Annotated in this window: 17 protein-coding genes, 1 tRNA gene and 1 pseudogene; 6 read left to right on the top strand and 13 right to left on the bottom strand. The window is 41.2% G+C overall.

What is annotated here, in order from left to right; translation table 11 throughout:
• Positions 1-87: 87 nt before the first annotated feature.
• Positions 88-720, top strand: coding sequence for an archaeal proteasome endopeptidase complex subunit beta (gene psmB, locus C9889_RS01000; RefSeq protein WP_129596506.1), 633 nt, complete (start codon positions 88-90; stop codon positions 718-720).
• A gap of 78 nt (positions 721-798) precedes the next feature.
• The gene (locus C9889_RS00995; RefSeq protein ID WP_129596503.1) at positions 799-2,712 is read left to right on the top strand and encodes a beta-CASP ribonuclease aCPSF1; all 1,914 of its coding nucleotides are present in this window, start codon (positions 799-801) and stop codon (positions 2,710-2,712) included.
• A gap of 4 nt (positions 2,713-2,716) precedes the next feature.
• Here the strand turns inward: C9889_RS00995 and C9889_RS10675 are convergent, their stop codons facing one another.
• Positions 2,717-3,091: an HAD family hydrolase gene (locus C9889_RS10675; RefSeq protein ID WP_263853961.1), complete on the bottom strand. Its 375-nt coding sequence runs from the start codon at positions 3,089-3,091 to the stop codon at positions 2,717-2,719.
• Positions 3,043-3,384, bottom strand: coding sequence for an HAD family hydrolase (locus C9889_RS10670; protein WP_263853960.1), 342 nt, complete (start codon positions 3,382-3,384; stop codon positions 3,043-3,045). Before C9889_RS10670 ends, C9889_RS10675 begins: the two co-directional genes overlap by 49 nt.
• Before the next feature lie 86 nt (positions 3,385-3,470).
• Between C9889_RS10670 and C9889_RS10665 the strand changes: the two genes are divergently transcribed.
• Positions 3,471-3,596 (top strand): hypothetical protein, encoded by a 126-nt coding sequence (locus C9889_RS10665; RefSeq protein WP_263853959.1) that lies wholly within the window; start codon positions 3,471-3,473, stop codon positions 3,594-3,596.
• A 170-nt stretch (positions 3,597-3,766) separates the two neighbouring features.
• Here the strand turns inward: C9889_RS10665 and C9889_RS00985 are convergent, their stop codons facing one another.
• From C9889_RS00985 to C9889_RS10660, 5 genes and pseudogenes are all read right to left on the bottom strand, one after another.
• The gene (locus C9889_RS00985; RefSeq protein WP_225419925.1) at positions 3,767-4,129 is read right to left on the bottom strand and encodes a transcriptional regulator protein; all 363 of its coding nucleotides are present in this window, start codon (positions 4,127-4,129) and stop codon (positions 3,767-3,769) included.
• Positions 4,130-4,600: 471 nt separating this feature from the next.
• Entirely contained in the window at positions 4,601-5,011 is a 411-nt protein-coding gene (locus C9889_RS00980; protein WP_263853958.1) for an IMPACT family protein, read from the bottom strand.
• Positions 4,975-5,166 carry an IMPACT family protein gene (locus C9889_RS10220; protein WP_225420122.1) on the bottom strand — a complete coding sequence of 64 codons (192 nt, stop codon included), beginning with the start codon at positions 5,164-5,166 and terminating at the stop codon, positions 4,975-4,977. Before C9889_RS10220 ends, C9889_RS00980 begins: the two co-directional genes overlap by 37 nt.
• A gap of 120 nt (positions 5,167-5,286) precedes the next feature.
• A complete protein-coding gene (locus C9889_RS00975; protein ID WP_129596499.1) occupies positions 5,287-6,636 on the bottom strand; it encodes an MATE family efflux transporter in 1,350 nt (449 codons plus the stop codon).
• 130 nt (positions 6,637-6,766) lie between these two features.
• Positions 6,767-7,901: pseudogene (locus tag C9889_RS10660) on the bottom strand (aldo/keto reductase).
• A 197-nt stretch (positions 7,902-8,098) separates the two neighbouring features.
• On the opposite strand from C9889_RS10660, the gene C9889_RS00965 reads away from it, so the two are divergent.
• The gene (locus C9889_RS00965; RefSeq protein WP_129596498.1) at positions 8,099-8,347 is read left to right on the top strand and encodes a winged helix-turn-helix domain-containing protein; all 249 of its coding nucleotides are present in this window, start codon (positions 8,099-8,101) and stop codon (positions 8,345-8,347) included.
• Between the two features lie 118 nt (positions 8,348-8,465).
• Entirely contained in the window at positions 8,466-8,807 is a 342-nt protein-coding gene (locus C9889_RS00960) for a DUF1699 family protein (protein ID WP_225419923.1), read from the top strand.
• 285 nt (positions 8,808-9,092) lie between these two features.
• Here the strand turns inward: C9889_RS00960 and C9889_RS00955 are convergent.
• The 5 genes from C9889_RS00955 to C9889_RS00935 all read right to left on the bottom strand — a co-directional run bounded on the left by C9889_RS00955 (position 9,093) and on the right by C9889_RS00935 (position 12,857).
• Positions 9,093-9,170: transfer RNA gene (locus tag C9889_RS00955), tRNA-Glu, on the bottom strand.
• Between the two features lie 59 nt (positions 9,171-9,229).
• Entirely contained in the window at positions 9,230-9,574 is a 345-nt protein-coding gene (locus C9889_RS00950) for a helix-turn-helix transcriptional regulator (RefSeq protein WP_129596496.1), read from the bottom strand.
• A gap of 14 nt (positions 9,575-9,588) precedes the next feature.
• Positions 9,589-9,816, bottom strand: a complete 228-nt coding sequence (locus C9889_RS00945; protein WP_072358175.1) for an LSM domain-containing protein — start codon at positions 9,814-9,816, stop codon at positions 9,589-9,591.
• 129 nt (positions 9,817-9,945) lie between these two features.
• On the bottom strand, positions 9,946-10,317 hold the full coding sequence (locus C9889_RS00940; protein ID WP_129596494.1) for a DUF3467 domain-containing protein: 372 nt from the start codon (positions 10,315-10,317) through the stop codon (positions 9,946-9,948).
• Positions 10,318-10,373: 56 nt separating this feature from the next.
• Positions 10,374-12,857 (bottom strand): DUF5814 domain-containing protein, encoded by a 2,484-nt coding sequence (locus C9889_RS00935; protein WP_129596492.1) that lies wholly within the window; start codon positions 12,855-12,857, stop codon positions 10,374-10,376.
• A gap of 147 nt (positions 12,858-13,004) precedes the next feature.
• Here C9889_RS00935 and C9889_RS00930 point away from each other — a divergent pair, with 147 nt between their 5' ends.
• The gene (locus C9889_RS00930) at positions 13,005-13,829 is read left to right on the top strand and encodes an RAD55 family ATPase (protein WP_129596490.1); all 825 of its coding nucleotides are present in this window, start codon (positions 13,005-13,007) and stop codon (positions 13,827-13,829) included.
• Between the two features lie 2 nt (positions 13,830-13,831).
• Here C9889_RS00930 and C9889_RS00925 read toward each other — a convergent pair whose 3' ends face one another.
• A complete protein-coding gene (locus C9889_RS00925; protein ID WP_129596488.1) occupies positions 13,832-14,602 on the bottom strand; it encodes an MTAP family purine nucleoside phosphorylase in 771 nt (256 codons plus the stop codon).
• Between the last annotated feature and the right edge of the window lies 1 nt (position 14,603).

Here is a 14,603-nt window from a genome sequence, read left to right as displayed (position 1 = left end):
TCTAAATTGCCAATCATCTAATGTATTACCCTATATCATAGGTGTGTTTTTACAAATTGATTTCTCGTTTTTTGCTGAGGTATACTGATGGATAATGACAAGCATTTAAAAGGCACAACCACTGTAGGCATAGTTTGCAGTGATGGGGTTGTTCTTGCCACTGAAAAAAGGGCAACTATGGGCAACTTCATAGCCAGCAAAACCGCAAAGAAGATTTACCAGATCGATGACCTGGTCGGGATGACCACTGCTGGCTCGGTAGGTGATGCCCAGCAACTTGTGCGGATGATTAGTGTGGAATCCAAACTCTATAAAATGAGGAGACAGGAATCAATAACCATCAAAGGCCTCACAACTTTACTCTCCAATATCCTTGGTGGGCAACGCTATTTCCCTCTAATGGTACAACTCCTGATAGGTGGCGTAGATAAGAATGGACCTGCCATATTTTCACTCGATGCGATGGGTGGGAATATTGAGGAAACAAAGGCCGTTGCTACAGGCTCTGGTTCACCAATGGCTTATGGTGTTCTTGAAGACCGCTATCATGAAGGTATCAATGTCGATGAGGGCATGAAACTTGCAGTCCGTGCTCTTTACAATGCCATGAAAAGAGATTCAGCTTCTGGAAATGGTATCGATGTGGTCAAAATAACTGCAGATGGCTATAAAAGGATTGAGACCGGAGAGGTGGACAAAATACTTGAAAACCTGAAATAAGTTATCTTATTCATCTTATTTTTTAAAATACTCTTTCCCATATTTTCTACTTTTTTATAATACAGGAAGGCATTTTTAATGGTCATAGAAGATATCCTAGAAGGATTAAAGAAAAAAATCGAGAAGAATCTTCCGGCTGGCACTACAATTTCAAATGTAGAATTCGAGGGTCCTCAACTCGTAGTATATACAGAAGAGCCCCGAAAGTTTGCTGATAATGGAAACATCGTACGGACCCTGGCCAAAACTTTAAGGACCAGAATAGTTATCCGTCCTGATCCAAAGGTACTTTTGGCACCAGAAGAATCTATCGACCTTATTAATCAAACCGTTCCTGATGATTCAGGAGTTACAAATTATGATTTTGCTCCGGATGTCGGGGAAGTGATAATTGAGGCGGAAAAACCCGGCCTTGTAATAGGCAAGCATGGGGAAACCCTTCGTGAAATAACCAAGAAGATAGGCTGGACGCCGAAAGTTGTCAGGACCCCGCCGATAAAATCCCGTACTGTGAAAAATATACGGGAATTCATGAAAAAGAACCATTCCGATAGAAAGGATATCCTTAAAACAATCGGAAGGAAAATTCACAGGGAATGCACTTCCAAGGATCAATGGGTACGTCTTACATCTCTTGGTGGCTGTCGTGAAGTGGGTAGAAGTTGCTTCCTGCTCTCCACTCCGGAATCCAAGATTATGATCGATTGTGGTGTCAATGTAGGTTCCGACGATGATATGACTCCTTATCTTTACGTTCCTGAAGTACAGCCACTAAATCAGATTGATGCGGTAGTTATTACCCATGCACACCTTGATCATCAGGGTCTTGTGCCTCTTCTTTATAAATATGGTTATGATGGGCCAATTTATTGTACTCATCCCACCAGGGACCTGATGGTTCTGCTTGAACTGGACTTTATTGACGTGGCCGCCAAAGATGGAAAACGGATCCCATACGAATCTGCTGATGTGCGTAATGCACTAAAGCACAATATCGTACTGGAATACGAAGAAGTGACTGATATTGCCCCTGACATCAAACTTACCTTTCACAATGCAGGCCATATTATCGGATCTGCAGTATCCCATTTCCATATAGGGGATGGTTTACATAATGTGGTAATAACCGGGGACTTCAAGTATGGACCGACACGTCTTTTCAATCCTGCAGTAAACAAGTTCCCACGGGTTGAGACCGTTATTACGGAATCAACTTATGGAGCCTCTAATTCTATGCAGCCTGCATTGAAAGATGCCGAAAAGAACCTGCAAAGAATTATCAAGGAAACTATAGATCGACAGGGTGTTGTACTGATTCCTGCATTTGCTGTGGGAAGAAGCCAGGAAGTTATGATTGTCATAGAGGAAGCTATCAGGAAAGGAATTATTGATGAGGTTCCGGTTTATCTGGATGGTATGATATGGGAAGCAACTGCAATCCACGCTACCTATCCGGAATATCTAAATAATGACCTGAGGCGCCTGATTTTCCAGAAAGGACAGAATCCATTCCTCTCTGAATGTTTCAAACCCGTGGATTCCAATGAGCTAAGGAGAAATATCATTGAAAATCCACATCCATGTGTGATCCTGTCGACTTCCGGTATGATGAGCGGCGGGCCGATAATGGAATACTTCAAAGCCTTTGCACCGAATGAAAGGAATACTTTAGTGTTTGTTGGTTATCAGGCCGATGGAACTATGGGTCGCCGCATTCAGAAAGGCTGGAAGGAAATTCCCCTGTCTTCCGGAGGCAAGGGTTCAGAAACCGTGCGAATGAATATGGATGTTGAAATTGTGGATGGTTTCTCCGGACACTCGGACCGCAAGCAACTCATGGAATTTTTCAAGCGCATGAAGCCACAACCAGAACGTGTTTTCACAGAGCATGGCGATGAACGCTCGTGCATAGACCTTGCAAGTTCTGTCCATAAAAGAAAGAAAATTGAAACCAGAGCTCTTACCAATCTGGAAACTATAAGACTGGTATAAAGATTTAATCAAGGAGACTGCAGAGATACTCTACAAGTTCCCTGTGGTCTCTTACAACAATATCTGCCTTGTTGAGAAGATCGGCGCTGACATAGGTTGGAACTGCAATGCAAAACAATCCTGCATTCTTTGCGGCTTCAACTCCTAAGGGTGCATTTTCCAGGACAATGCATTTATCTTTTTGTACTGCAAGCCTTTCCACAGCAGTCAAATAAGGTTCGGGATCAGGTTTTCCCTTTTCTACATCTGTTCCTGCAATAATTGTATTGAATATGTTGGGGTAGAATTTTCCCATCAGCGTTTCTACAATGGCACGGTCGGATCCTGAGACTACTGCAAGTTTGAACTTTGATTGCAGGGATTTGAAAGTTTCATCCATTCCATCAAATACATATGCTTTCTGGTTCTTGAAAAAAGTTCTTTTTTCCTTTCATGTATCTGATCAAGATCCTCTTCAGTAGGCACCAGTCCTTGCTTTTCAAATATCTTTTCTATAATTCCTATGTGGTTAGACCCTTCGAGAATGTATATTTCTTCTTTTTCGATATCTATCCCTGCTTCTTTGAAGGAAGTTTTCCAGGCTTGTGCATGGAATGACATCGAATCTACCAGCACTCCATCGACATCTGATATGATTGCCTCAAAGTTTTCAGGTATTGCAGTTTTATCCATCACGGTTGAGTACTATTTTAGCTTATTAAAAGGTTGTTCGAAAAGATTATAACGATACAGGTCACATGTTGTAATGGTGAATTCGCATGTCTAAGTTCAACAAAAGGGATACAGAAAGAAAGGGTGCGAAAAAAAATGAAAACCTTGAGGAAAAACTCATTCAGGAGAATCTGGATGACCTTAAATCGGAAGGTGATGAATTTCCGGAATAAAATCTTTGATGGTGTGAGGTTATCCCTTTTGCAGTCTGTTTTCTGCATCTCAGGATGGCCTGTGAAAAGTAGTTGAACATTCTTGACAGATATCAAGAAACATTATTGATTCAAAAAAGGTTCAACCGGCCATTTATGTGGGCCGGTTGCCTCTCTATTAATATAAAAAATTAGTCTTTGGAAAGCGATCTCAGCCTCTTGACTAGGGTGAGCCTTGCATCGTTCTCTTCTTTCACTTTATCTTCAAAATGTCTGACGATCTTGTTGAGAGGAGCTGCAAGACTGTAAATCTTTGTAGGCCTTCCTTTGCCGTTTAGTTTTTTGCTGCTTTCCTCTATCCAGTTATTCTTTCTCATGGAGCGCATTGCAACACTTACTTCAGGTTGTCGCAATCCTGTGTTCATCTCAATATCCAGGGATGAAGCTTCGTCAACATTTTTTAAGTAAGCAATAGTAGTTGCCAGGTTTCGTGAAACTCCAAGGCCTCTAAATGCTTCTATCATCTCTTCGTCTGACTCGTTTATTCTTGCCATGTACATCTTTAATCCTTCCTTTCATATCATTTGTCGAAGAGTCATACCCAAAGGTAACTGGAATATGTTTTTCTTCGATACCACCACTTCTATATAAGTTACTCTATTACACATGGTTTATATATTTTTCGTCAAATTGGCATCCATGAATAAAATTTAATAAGAAACGCAATTTGAATATTTCATCTCTGCGCCTGATCCCAACAGGCGTATACGCCCTTGCCTACTCATCCTGCTACTCATCTACGATGATAGCATCGTATGCATGTACACATAGCAGTAAAAATATTGTGTGGATATTATAAAATAATCCTGGATGCTGGATTGTTTGCCAAATGTTGGTTGTAGATCTATTATAGAGGAAGTTGGTGTAATTATTGTTCTTCAAATAAGAAGTTGCATTTACTTTTTATGGGTGAATTTGTTTTCTTTTTTCTTTTAAAGTCGGGTTATCTTAGTGTCGGGAATTTTCTAATTAATCAGTTTTTCCAATTCATCAATTTTGTCTTCTGCAACAGCAACTACTATTTCCACTATATCAGAATAGTGTTCATCCAGGATTGTGGCACAATTTTCAAGCATATGTTTTACAAATTGCATATTCCCGTAGTCCACTACAATTTTCATTTCCTTTGTGGGTCTCTGCTCAACAATACCGGCATCATCTATAGCCTCAATAGCGGTTTGTTTGTAAGCACGGGATAGTCCGCCAAAGCCAAGTTTGATTCCGCCAAAATACCGGGTAATTATCACTACAACATTATCAAGTCCTTTCAGTTCAAGGACTTTAAAAACAGGTTTGCCAGAGCTTCCTGAGGGTTCACCGTCATCATCATATTTCATGATCAGGTTTCCGTCACCTGTGATACGGTATGCAAACACATTATGGTTGGCATCAGGATATCTTTGTCGGATGTCTTCCACAAACGCTTAGCTTCAGTTTCGTCTGCAACCGGAAATGCGTTGCCTATGAATCTGGATTTTTTAATTTCGCTTATGGCTAATCCATTGCCATGTATCGTTTTTATAAGGGACATTAAACCACTTTTGATTGTTCTTTAATTGCATCTTTCCCCTTTAAAAGCATAATCTATTCGTGGTCTTTGTTTTTCATATATAGTTGGTGTTTCGATAAATATGGATTCTGCAACAAGAGGTCAAACTTCCAATTTTTTTGATTCCCTTTGCAGGAAGATTACAGCCACCACGAATGCAAGAAAATCTGAAACTGGCAGGGATAGCCATATGCCGGTCAGGCCGAAATACATTGGTAGTATGATCAATAGGGGTGGCAGGAAGATTACCTGCCGCGAAAGAGTCACAAGCAGGGATTCCTTGGATTTGCCCAGCGATTGTAGAAGAGCTGTTGCTACGATCTGTGCTCCGATAAAGGGCATCATAATGTAACATATCTTGATTGCGGGCACACCCATCTCTATAAGCACAGGGTCATTGCTGAAAACACTTATAATTTGCTCGGGTATAATAAAAACGACTATTGCAAAAATCAGACTGAGTCCTGTGGCCAGGTAGGTAGAAAGGGATATCGTTCTCCTCACGCGTTGCATCTGGTTTGCCCCGTAGTTGAAACCAAAGATTGGTTGTATGCCCTGTTTGATACCTATAACCGGCATCAGGGTTAGCATGAAAACCTTGATTATAATTCCAAATACAGCAATTGCAACATCGCTGCCATAATAGAGTAAGCTCTGGTTAAAAATGAGGAAAAGGCCGCTTTCCACCACGTTGAAAAGGAACTCTGACATGCCGATGTAGGTTGACTCGTTTACTATTGACATGTCAGGTCGCAGGGAGGTCAAACTGAATGGAACTGTGGCTTTTCCGGTGGCGTAATAGTAGAATACCAGTATGGTGCCTATTATCTGCGAGATTACCGTTGCAATAGCGGCACCCTTTACGCCCATTCCAAATTCAAATATAAAAACAGGATCCAGCACAATGTTGGTAACACTGGATATCACCATAATAAGCATTGCAAATGAAGTGTTACCTTCGGCACGGATTGAGTTGTTCATGGCAGCCGAAAAGGTGAAAAAGACCGTCCCAAGCAGGATGTAATATGTATAGTCTGCAGCATAGGGCATCACTTCAGCGGAGGCACCAAAGAGGGCGAGCAATTCTTCCATAAAAGCCAACCCTGCAACTGTGAACAGCAGACTTGCAACTGTTACCATGGTGGCCATGTTGCCCACAGTCTTTTCTGCAATCTGCTGTTTTCCACTGCCCAGGGACCTGGAGATAATTGATGCTCCCCCAACTCCCACTCCAAGCGCAATTGCCAGCATCAGCATTTGTACCGGGAACGCCACTGAAATCCCGGCAATTCCCAGTACACTATCTTCGCCAAGCCCGCGGCCTATGAAAATTGTGTCAACCAGATTATATATGGCCTGCACTACAAGACCGACTATAGCCGGAGCTGCCAGTTTTACGATCAGGCTGCCAATATTCTCCTGTGCCAGCATTGTGTTGCGTTCATGGGGCATTATCTATTACCTTTCAATTCGCCTCTTTTGCCAATGTATGCCTGACAATTGTATAATCATTATCAGGAAGGAAAAGCAATAGGTACGCAACTTTTATATCAAATTTGTCCCCTGCTCAAAAGAAAAGAACTTATTTTTCCAGTAACCTTGTGACTTCTGCAAGCATTTCCGGAATGGGTATATCCTGGGGGCAGCGCTCTGCACATTGTCCGCAATCTATGCATTTTGATGCTTTACGTTCATCTCCTACGTGGGATGCATAAGCCCTGCTGGCATCTTCTATATTTTCATAAAGCATAGCATTATTGAGGTACTTGAAGTTGAGGGGGATCTGCACACCTGCAGGACATGGCAGGCAATACCTGCAACCTGTGCAATCAACAACAAGTTTGTCACGGTAGATTTCCCTTACCTCACGTATCAGTGAGTGGTCTTTTTCAGTCAGGGAATGTGGTAATGCCTTATTTGCTGTTGCTAGATTTTCCTTTAGCTGCTCTCGATTGCTCATACCGCTTAAGACCATACTTATCTGCTCAAGATCCCAGATATAGCTCAATCCCCATTCTGCCGGTGTACGTTTGATTTCGCTTTTGTCCCAGATTTTCATTATGTCATCTGGTACCATATCGGCCAGACAGCCTCCCCTTAAAGGCTCCATGATTATTATTCCAAGGTTTCGCGATGCTGCATAAAGTAAACCTTCGTGGCCTGCCTGATAATCGATGTCAAGATAGTTGTACTGGATCTGACAGACATCCCATTGGTAGGCATCAACTATTTCCTTGAACAAAGAGGCCTCATCGTGGAAAGAAAATCCCACATAACGGGCTCTTCCATCTTTTTTAATCTGATCAAGGAACTCAAATAGTCCAAGTTCCAATAGTTTGGCCAAAATCCCGGTTGAGAGTATGAATTAGATAAAAATCAACGTAATCCGTACCAAGTCTTTCAAGTTGTTCATCTAAATAGCGATCCATGTCTTCCCGGCTTTCAATGTTCCATGATGGCATTTTGGTGGCGATATTTACTTTGTCTCTGTAACCATTTTGCAACGCTTTAGCCAGCATGGGTTCACTTTTACCTTCATGGTAAGGGTATGCGGTATCAAGGTAATTTATGCCCTGATCAATGGCATAGTGAATTATCTCGCAAGCTCTTTGCTCATCAATGTGCCCGGGATCGCCGTCTATGGTGGGCAGCCGCATACAACCCAGCCCAAGGGATGAAACTTTCTCACCTGTTTTTCCAAGTGTACGGTATAACATGCTCAAATGTGGTATTTCGGTGATAATAAGCTTTGGTATTCTGACTATTACGTTCTGATGATTCTTACGAACCTTTAGTACATAATAATGATGAGTATGACATTTTTAAAAATTCACAAGTTATTTATAGTATTTTTGCACAGATAGTATATTGCAAGCTAATTCATATTCATTATGGATTGCAAGTGGTGGTACACATGAGATGTGGTAAACTCGAAATTATGATAGACATACTTAAAGTTGTACAGAGAACAGAAGCAACAAAAACTTCTATCGTCTATAAGGCAAATCTGAATTTTAATCGTGCTGATAATTACCTTGAAGCTCTTATAGATCAGGGACTTATCACAAAAGCATCAAATCGCTATTTAATTACAAATCAGGGGGCAGGTTATCTCCAGAAAATGAGTGATGTCAGAGAGGTGTTAGAAGCACCAACCTGTTGAAATAACTTTAGATACAGAATTTTACAATCATTAAATTTATTGTTCATTGCCGTCGTATTGACGGTAATGCTAACTATTTTTACTGTTTTTTCAATACAATTATTTATAAAAAGTAACTTTGTTTCCGGAAATTGCAATAATAAAGTTTATAATCTATGCTGTAAAATTGTATATGGGGGTATATAATTTGAAAATAAGAATGTTGAATTCAAGAAATGAAATTAACAGACTGGGCGAAGAAGAAAATTTCATCCACTTTTCGTTCAGGCCGAGTGACATAGATATTCTGGAAATACTCAAAAATTGTCCAAACCTCAAAGCAGCCCAGATTCCGCCTTCTTACATGAAATCCCTTTCGAAAAACGTGCCAAAAATACTGAAAATGCAGGGGGTGGAATTACTTAAAGGAGATTTGAAGGGGACAAAAATTATAAAATATATGGAAGTTAATGATCAATAATTTTACTTTTATTTAATTTAGAAGTGAAATAATTGCAGTTAAGCCATTTTCAATTTCTGTATGAAATATGCAGAATTTTCTTTTTGGTAAATGCAATTTATAACATGGGGATGTGGCTGCTCTTTAGATAATAGGTCTGATTGTTACTGGCATTTCTAAAGCGCTCCAGCATTCTTGTTATAAATGCGAATTGGATTTATTTTGGGAAGTGAGAAAAAGAATCCTTACTTCTTATCCATAATTATGAAAAGAAACAGTATGTCACAGAACTAAGAAAGAGATGTATGGTGCTCCGATCGGGATTCGAACCCGAGTCTTCGGCTCGAAAGGCCGGAATGATTGGCCGGACTACACTATCGGAGCACAGTTGGCCGCTATCTAAAAGCGACCCTACTATACGTTACTAGTATATATAGTTTTTGTCAGACCTGATTTTGTTTTTCCTTGACAAGCCTTAGAATCCATTCTGTAAGAGTTTCGCAATGTTCAGGGTGGCACGCAAGCCTGCAACCTGTACACGGAGAGAACATGCCTGCTGCAAGCATAAGCTCATAGGACTTCTCATCCGGTGTTGTTGCCATTATGAGATAGGTGCGTGACCCGTTGGCTACAGCTGGTTCCCTGATAACTTTCCCTTCTTTCATCATGCGGGAAATCATGCGGGAGCACTTACGACTATCAATGTTTAGGTCCTTCCATAGCTCATTCTGATAAACACCGTCATGATGCTTGCGAATTAGACTCAATGCCTCTTCTTCAATTTCCATGAATAACCCGTGAATTATTGTGTTTCAGCCGGTACGATTAAGATAATGTTGTTTCCTCTCAATACTACAGAGCCCAATGAACGCTGACGCTCCTCTTCAACCATCTCAAATGTGTCTTCCAGATGGAGATTCATATAATCATCGGCGCTTTTCAGAATACCATCAAGTAAACTGTGGTCGCCTTTCATTTCAACCTGAATTCTGGATCCAACAAGTTTCTGTACCTTCTTATTCGGGAACAAAATAAAATCCTCACACAAATATTATTTTTAAATATAGATTAAGTTAAAATACGCGAATGTAAACTGTAGTCTCCCCTATTTATGCCTAACGGTTATAAACCTGCAGGTTTAAATATATTTGCTCCCTGTTCAGATATACCCCTGAAGATGTGAACTGTCATCATCTACCGGCTTTTTGGTAGAAGTACTTTGCGCACTCTTTCTGGCAATCGGGCCAAAAGCAGCTTCATATTCCCTGATGTGTTGGTCGAGCCATCTGGAGAGTTCCAGTGCGGCCAGAGGGGACAGGATTACTTCTGATTCGAGGTTACGCTCGATAACCTGTTCATTGTCATTTGATACTCCGCGAGGGGTATCATTATAAAAACATATCCTGAAATCATAGGGACTGTGTCCACCCATTGCCCCGATGGCGTAGACCTGATTGAAATGCTCTGGTTTATGCAACTTGATTTTCATATTCCTTTTTTGGGATTGCCCTTCTTTTGTTTCCTCAGTCATAACCTTGTCCTCGTTTCCAGATTCCATAAACCTTTTGCCTTAATATGTTTTGCATTTCATCTGCCGGCTTCCACACTCTTTTTCAGATCCTTTGCCTGTTTTGCGATATCCGGTTTTGAATGGGCACTTGCCATCATTTCAATAGCATCAAGGTTGCGGATAACTCCATCAAGGTAACCATAAAGATCACCCACATAGGCACTTATACCATACTTTTCGTTCAGCCTGGCTGCAATCTTCTCTGGATCGCGACCACTAGCGCGCATCCTGATAATCATTTCGGAAAAATTCTTTTCAGCACATCCGCAATAGGGACTCTCTTTACATCCGCATGTCAAAAAATCAGTAGCAAATTCGAAGAGTTGATCCCGGATCTTCTCTTCCAGCTGGGATAGGTTATCTCCTTCAAATACAATATCCAGAGCAGCTCCCTGAAATACCCGGGATGGCATATTCACGTTCAGCGCTGCTGATATCTGGGGTGCAAACTTAAAGTAAACCGCATCGAAGAATTCCAGATTGGCTGCAATCTCGATCGGGTCCTGGCCTGCACGTACTGCATCCCGGATAAGGAACGCACGTGAAGCAGAGAGGAAATGTCGGGCTGCAATACTCCCCATTCGAGTCAATTTGATAGCATCACCTTTCTGTGTCAGGAATCGGTATTTTTTCAATTTATTTACAATGGAATTAAGATCAATATCCTCCACCATCTTGCTGCATATATAGCTCAGGTCGGCTTTTGAATTTGTGACTGCAACCGAAGCCAGGACTTCCTCTTCCTGCTCTTCCTGACCATATTTTAAATTCATTTCTTCCATCTGGCCTTTGAGCAGTTTTACCGCCATCTCGTCTTCTGTCACGGCCTGTCCGCCCCCGTATGTCTTATCAGGGCTTGCAAGCAAAACGACCACACCTCTGTCATGATAGTCCGGTCTTCCTGCTCTTCCAAGCATTTGTAAGAATTCTTGCAGGTTTATCCAGTCAATTCCCATTGCAAGGGATTCAAATATCACCTGTGATGCAGGGAAATCAACACCTGCTGCCAGGGCTGCTGTTGTCACTACCACAGGAAGTTTTCCGGAGGCAAATCTGTCCTCAACTTTCTTACGTTCCGGATTGGCCAGGCCCGCATGATAAGCAGATGCCGTAATTGGCAGGGCATTTGCAAGACGATGACAGTTTCTACGCGAATTTGTAAAGACGATGGTCTGGCCCTTATGACCTTTTGAAGATACCTGATTGTATTCCTCACGTATAAGGCGGGTCATAATTCTCAATTTGCTTTGCTGGGGGCAAAATATAAGGTGTCTCTCAATCGGGACCGGCCGATGTTCATACTCCACAAGTTCAGCATCCAGATGTTTTGCAAGGGCGTGGGGACTTCCTACTGTTGCAGAAAGATAAATGAACTGTGCCCCTGGTGCTGCATATTTGAGACGTGCAATAACACCATCAAGACGATGCCCGCGTTCTTCATCTTCCAGCATATGAACTTCATCTATGACCACTGTGCCAATTTGACCCAGCATATCTGCTTTGGAAGAACGCATAATGTGGTCGATCCCCTCATAGGTTCCGACAATAATGTCCGTATCAAGGGAACGGGACATTTTTTCCGTTTTGCGTGTTTTTATACGAGAGCTTCCTATGCGTATTGAAGTCTGGAGTCCAAAACCTTTATACTTTCCAGTGAACTGACTATATTTCTGGTTTGCCAGAGCAACCAGAGGCACAAGATAAAGCATCTTGCCTCTTTTTTTCAGGATATTCTCAATACCGGCCATCTCCCCGATCAATGTTTTACCGGTAGCTGTTGCCGAGGTCACAAGAAGATTATTTCCTTTTAATAAACCCTTGCGTACAGCAATACTCTGTACAGGTAATAGGGTTTTAGATTTTTTTAATAATGATTTCTTGAATTGGCCGGATATTGGAAGTTTACTTATTGGATATGGGTTCTGATCTTCTTTTGAAGCAATTGTATCGTATCTTGTAACTTCCGAATCAATCTCTTCAGGATTTAGCATGCCGATTGTGCGGTCAAGGTCTTTTGTCTTGTTTAAAACATCAAATATGCGCTGTATGGCCTCGTCAGAATAATGGCATTGGGAATTACGCAGAGCTCGTTTCAGTTCCTCCTGAGCACATGTTTCACAGATACGTTCTCCCTGATGAGAAATCGACTTCTTGTTCACAAAATTGAATTCCTTATTGAGCAGACAAAAACGACACACATCTACCATTTCACCTGTAAGGTGGAAGCCTCCGAGCATTTCGATAATTTTTTTATGGTTTTTAGCATTTCCCTGCCTGGTAATCAGTATTCTCTCCGAACGTCTGAGTATCTGGATAAATTCCTCGGGTGAACGGTAATCCTGTTTATTATCTTTCGATACCAGAAATCGTAAGGGTCGCGGTCCTGCGCTGGTACTTCGCAGGGTTAGTTCACCTACTATTGCAGGAGTTTTTTTTCGGTCTTTAATCAGCATTACTGTGACCTTTCCTTTTAAAGGATAGAGAAGAGTCCAGAGGGTCATATTCTGTGATAGACGTATTTCCCTTTTATAAAGTAAGCGTCTTCTTCGTATAATACTATATGTTTGATCAAATATTATTCAGTATATTTTAGCGTAAAGTTTTATAAATATGCTCCATATAGTAATAGTTAGTAGTGAAGGGTAGTTATGCAGAATAACAATAATGGACATCTTGAAGTTCAGCAAATGACACAACCGCCAAAAAGCAAGAATGTTTTGGGCAATTCAAATAAATATTCAGGGAGTGCATCTGCTGATGAATCAAAACCTATTATTATGCCTACGGGAATATCCTTACTTGATGACAGTCTCAGCGGGGGTCTTCCGTCAAGTTCATTGGTCTATTTTTCTGCAGATCCCGTATCGATGTCCGAGGTTTTCCTGTATCAGTTTTCTCAGACAAGGAAAACTTACTATTTTGCCACAGGTCGGCGCCCCAAATATATCCATCAGGACATAGTAAACTTAGGTTTTGATCCATCCAATATTATTTTTGTTGATGTTTATGGAGAATACTACTTTACACAAACCGGAGAAATGGTGAGCAGTGTCGGCAATGAGTTTGTCGATTCGAAGATAATCGAATTCACTGAATACAATCTACAGAATATTGCTCTGGATGCGGAAGGCGATGAGGTGAATGTAATATTTGATACTTTTTCCTTTTATACCAATCTTAATGTCAATAGAGGCCTGGTCAAACGTCTATTAAACATGCTCTATGAAACAACAAAACAGATGGCTTCCCAAACCTACCTTTACAGCCTTAAAAGAAGTAGTCCTGAAGCACTTGAAAGTGATCTCTTCAATTCTGCAGATGTGATATTTGACGTACTCATTGAAAGATCATCGGATCAAATAATAAACAAACTCTCAATCCCGAAGATCAGGGGTATGGTACCTACTTCTGATGTTATCAAGTTCAATGTGGCAGACGGGGTCCATATTGATACATCTAAGGATGTTGTCTGATCTTAAAGACATGCCTGATCTTTTGCCAGGCTGCATATACATGTCCTTTTCTCATCCATACAAAGGAATGCGTTGATAATAAGATCAAATAGTACTTTTTCCCGTTTTTTAAGTACACCAATCACTTCATCTGCGGTCAATCTTTCATTTCCCATGCCACATGCAGGGTTGGTAACTGTACATATTGAGGCATAACAGATTTTCATTTCACGGGCAAGTATAACTTCCGGCAGGCCGGTCATACCTACAACATCCCCAAATGAAGCCATCATTTGTATCTCTGCTTTTGTTTCAAAACGTGGCCCTTCAGTACATACGTATGTTCCTTCAAAGAGGTCTTCCCTGTTTTCCTGCAAAGCACTCATGAGAGATTGTCTGAGCCGTGGGCAGTAGGGCTGGTTCATGTCCACATGTACGGTCTGGTCATGATAATATGTGGATTCGCGCCCTTTTGTAAAATCAATGAAATCATCAGGGATAAAAAATGAGCCTGTAGGGTGGCCTTTCATGGAGCCTACAGAATTTGTGGCTATTACCTGTTTGACGCCAAGTTTTTTTACTGCACATATTATGGCATGATAGTTGATCCTGTGAGGAGGGATATGCGGCCCTGATATCGAATGTCTGGGTATGAAGGCAAAGTTGATACCCCTGGTTTTACCAATAAAACAATCCACATCTCCGTAGGTACTTGAAACGGTAATTTTTTCATAACCATTATTTTTGAGGAAACCTACACCTCCAATTATGGCAAAAGAAATTTCCCTGTCCATT

Origin of the sequence: Methanohalophilus profundi, from assembly GCF_004137855.1 — an archaeon.
In the GTDB taxonomy this organism is placed as follows: Archaea; Halobacteriota; Methanosarcinia; order Methanosarcinales; family Methanosarcinaceae; genus Methanohalophilus; species Methanohalophilus profundi.
Note: the sequence above shows the minus strand (reverse complement) of the source record. Positions and strands in the feature narration are given on the sequence as shown.

What these genes read in the sequence shown, in the direction of transcription:
- psmB (WP_129596506.1), top strand. Translation starts at nt 88, where the DNA reads ATGGATAATGACAAGCATTTAAAAGGCACAACCACTGTAGGCATAGTT.
- C9889_RS00995 (WP_129596503.1), top strand. Translation starts at nt 799, where the DNA reads ATGGTCATAGAAGATATCCTAGAAGGATTAAAGAAAAAAATCGAGAAG.
- C9889_RS10675 (WP_263853961.1), bottom strand. Translation starts at nt 3,091, where the DNA reads ATGGATGAAACTTTCAAATCCCTGCAATCAAAGTTCAAACTTGCAGTA.
- C9889_RS10670 (WP_263853960.1), bottom strand. Translation starts at nt 3,384, where the DNA reads ATGGATAAAACTGCAATACCTGAAAACTTTGAGGCAATCATATCAGAT.
- C9889_RS10665 (WP_263853959.1), top strand. Translation starts at nt 3,471, where the DNA reads ATGTCTAAGTTCAACAAAAGGGATACAGAAAGAAAGGGTGCGAAAAAA.
- C9889_RS00985 (WP_225419925.1), bottom strand. Translation starts at nt 4,129, where the DNA reads ATGGCAAGAATAAACGAGTCAGACGAAGAGATGATAGAAGCATTTAGA.
- C9889_RS10220 (WP_225420122.1), bottom strand. Translation starts at nt 5,166, where the DNA reads ATGTCCCTTATAAAAACGATACATGGCAATGGATTAGCCATAAGCGAA.
- C9889_RS00975 (WP_129596499.1), bottom strand. Translation starts at nt 6,636, where the DNA reads ATGCCCCATGAACGCAACACAATGCTGGCACAGGAGAATATTGGCAGC.
- C9889_RS00965 (WP_129596498.1), top strand. Translation starts at nt 8,099, where the DNA reads ATGAGATGTGGTAAACTCGAAATTATGATAGACATACTTAAAGTTGTA.
- C9889_RS00950 (WP_129596496.1), bottom strand. Translation starts at nt 9,574, where the DNA reads ATGGAAATTGAAGAAGAGGCATTGAGTCTAATTCGCAAGCATCATGAC.
- C9889_RS00940 (WP_129596494.1), bottom strand. Translation starts at nt 10,317, where the DNA reads ATGACTGAGGAAACAAAAGAAGGGCAATCCCAAAAAAGGAATATGAAA.
- C9889_RS00935 (WP_129596492.1), bottom strand. Translation starts at nt 12,857, where the DNA reads ATGACCCTCTGGACTCTTCTCTATCCTTTAAAAGGAAAGGTCACAGTA.
- C9889_RS00930 (WP_129596490.1), top strand. Translation starts at nt 13,005, where the DNA reads ATGCAGAATAACAATAATGGACATCTTGAAGTTCAGCAAATGACACAA.
- C9889_RS00925 (WP_129596488.1), bottom strand. Translation starts at nt 14,602, where the DNA reads ATGGACAGGGAAATTTCTTTTGCCATAATTGGAGGTGTAGGTTTCCTC.